This is a genomic window from Psychrobacter fozii, from assembly GCF_003217155.1.
GTDB classification, from domain to species: domain Bacteria; phylum Pseudomonadota; class Gammaproteobacteria; order Pseudomonadales; family Moraxellaceae; genus Psychrobacter; species Psychrobacter fozii.
Map to the genome: position 1 here is coordinate 1 of NZ_QJSU01000021.1, position 2537 is coordinate 2537.

At 35.6% G+C, this 2537-nt stretch carries 3 protein-coding genes; all 3 read right to left on the reverse strand.

The features are described 5' to 3' along the window. On the reverse strand, positions 1-488 hold a 488-nt coding region (locus tag DFP82_RS14595), incomplete at its 3' end, for a GTP-binding protein (RefSeq protein WP_110924442.1). A gap of 4 nt (positions 489-492) precedes the next feature. Next, on the reverse strand, positions 493-1221 hold the full coding sequence (locus DFP82_RS14600) for a BLUF domain-containing protein (protein ID WP_110924446.1): 729 nt from the start codon (positions 1219-1221) through the stop codon (positions 493-495). 180 nt (positions 1222-1401) lie between these two features. Beyond that, complete coding sequence (locus DFP82_RS14605) at positions 1402-1761, reverse strand: hypothetical protein (protein ID WP_110924447.1); 360 nt, start codon at positions 1759-1761, stop codon at positions 1402-1404. Positions 1762-2537 lie beyond the last annotated feature (776 nt).

The following is a 2537-nucleotide window of genomic DNA, read 5'->3' on the forward strand; positions in this document are numbered from 1 at the left end:
GCGGACTCTCTACTTCTAGGATCGGTGTTGATCACGGGGGCCACTACATTGTGCTGCATCAACATGATTCTGATTTCTTGACCAAGTGCTGATAGGCTCTCCTTATCAGCATCTTCACAGTGGGTGATAGCGATGACACAAGTGGTCTCGTTTTTTTCTGGTTCGAAGAAGGTGAGCAGTTTATCCATGTTGGCATAATCAGGGGTTTCACCATAGCGAATCAATATGAGTAGTCCCCACAGAGACTGGTTGACGAATTCCCATAAAAAGGAAAAGCGTTCTTGTCCTGGTACGCCATAGATGCCTAAAGCCATGTCATCCGATAGTGTGATCCGTCCATAATCAATGCCTACTGTGGTGTACTCTTTGCCGATATCGATACTAGACTTCGCTTCTGTCTCGATAGGACTAATCTCACTTAGTGTTTGGACCAATTGAGTTTTTCCGGCACCCACTTCACCAATGATAGCTAGCTTCTGATAGTTCAATTTTTTACCTCATTCCTAAGAATTTTTTGATCGCGCCATAAAATTTATTAGGCTTTTTCTCACTGACCACTTTTTCTACTAATGGCTCAGCTTCTGTGACGCTTAAGATGCCTGATCGTTCAAACTCTCTGACAATTTGTGTGACTTGCTGAGGTGTGCCAAACTCGCCACTATCTGCCAAAAAGTTAAATGGATACGGTTTTTTGGTCAACTTGATACATAGATTCATAATCATTTGAGGATTACTTTCATTATTCAGGTCAGGCCATGCCAATAATCGCAAGTTCTTGTCTTGATAGTATTCGTCAGGAACTGTGTCAGATTTTTCTATATCAATGAAAGGCTTAATACGTTTTTTTTGATAGTCATCAAAGTTATTTAAGGTAGGGCTATTTTTTTCAACAAAAGCATCAAAAAGAGGGCCTTGGTCAACGAAGTCAAATACGTTAACGCCCCAATTGGAAAAACTACGTTGAGCAACGCGTACGTTCAGAAAAACCCAAATATCTTCATGCCTAGGATCGGCGGCGATCTTAGCCATGAGTTTGTCTACTTCAAGATGCGGACCTTCTAATATTTGGAAATACTGACCTTCACGATAAGAGATGATCCCAGTGATTTGCGACTTTGGGTTATGCTCACGAGAGGCACTAATAATCTCTGATAACCCCGTAGGCATACGAACACTATGATCACGAACTGGCGCTTTACTGACGTATGCAATACATTTCATTTTGCCACCATTTAATAAGACATCCAGTTTAGTGAAATCATTGTTGTATACAGAGATCACATTCGTTATGCAATAGGTTTATATAACGAATATAATCTTGTTGCTGATGCTTTTAAATAAAGTAAAAGCAACAAGAGTGTTTTGATAAACTATTCGTTGGCTTAAATATTGCCAACCAAATTATATTTCTATATTTTTATCTACTGTTTGCACTTTACGACGTGCTAATGCAAGATTGGCTTTTGATTTATCAAGCACCAAGTAAATGAACAGATCTTCGTGATTATGAGTAGGACGAAGGATATGTATCTGAGATTCCAACGTAATTAGCATATCCTCGATTTCACCTTTGATATCAAGTGACTTCATGGTAGCGACTTTCGCTTTTACGACTTGTGAGTTACCTGCTGCTGCAAGTTCTAGATCAACACCGCCACCAGTCATACCCAGTACCATGCCTGACATATAGTCAACAATACAGGCACCCATAGCGCCATCAAGGCTCATTAATTCTTGTAAAGACTCATTGATATTTGACATTTTTATTCCTATCTACTTGGTTGTGGTTCAATAAAGTAATGCTAATTTGTGAGATGTTCATAATAATAGAACATCAATAACCAAGTGTGTTTCTTAGTACAGATAATGTACTGTATTTATTAAGAAAACTAATATCACTTGGTAGATTCCATTATACTCTATATATTAGAAAATAAATCACAGTCAGTTAACCGTTCATAACCAAATAACTGCCATTGGGTAAGAAAAACAAAAACCCAAAGGTTTTATAACTTTTAATTTAAAATAATTCTTATTTACGTTTCGATTCACTGAATTATTTCATTCAAATAATCAAAAAGACACAGTCAATAATTGAATAAAATCCTTAGACAAATAATAGCTTATCTTTTTAATTATTATTGATAAAAACTAATGAACCCTTGTTACAAGGGTTCTAATATGGATGGCATTTCAAATCTAAAAGATAATCAATATCACTATTTAAAAAATCATTTATAATAAAAAAATTTTATTACCTATCGTATTTTATGTTTTCAATAAAAGTGTGTTTTATTTGATTATTATGCTCCTTTACTTCCCTTTCAATCGAACTACTTAATTAATTCACTTTATCGAATATATTTTTAATATCTTTTTTCAAGTATATTATTTATGACTTATGTTTATTCTCTGATTTTCAATTTAAACATCTAGGGCTACAAAAAAAGCGCCACCCAACTAATTGTTGAGTGGCGCTTTCTATTTTGATCTTAGAATTCGATAAATACCAGAGTAGCTATACGACCGCATCTGTC